This window comes from Pseudomonas sp. AC463 (assembly GCF_979253585.1).
Map to the genome: position 1 here is coordinate 1 of NZ_CEEDDZ010000638.1, position 269 is coordinate 269.

At 68.4% G+C, this 269-nt stretch carries 1 protein-coding gene; it reads left to right on the plus strand.

Going from position 1 to position 269, the window contains the following annotated elements; translation table 11 throughout:
* Positions 1-11 precede the first annotated feature (11 nt).
* The coding region (locus AC0IYH_RS31765; protein ID WP_471838248.1) for an ABC transporter permease at positions 12-269 on the plus strand (258 nt) is incomplete at its 3' end.

The following is a 269-nucleotide window of genomic DNA, read 5'->3' on the forward strand; positions in this document are numbered from 1 at the left end:
GGCGGGGCCGCTTGAGTCAGCGCGATGCCGATGTCATCTTGCGCTCCGTCAGCGGCGTGACGTCGGTGACGGCGCAACTGCGCGCGACGGGTGACGCCGTGACGCCTTCGGGCCATGTCCCCGTTACGATCCTCGGCATCGACCCCGGATACATCCAGACCGTCGCGCCGCAGGTTACAGCGGGGCGCTTCATGACCGTGGCCGAGCTGCGAGGATCGCAACGCAGCGTCGTGCTGGGGCAAAAGGCGGCAGCGAAGCTGTTCCCGTCC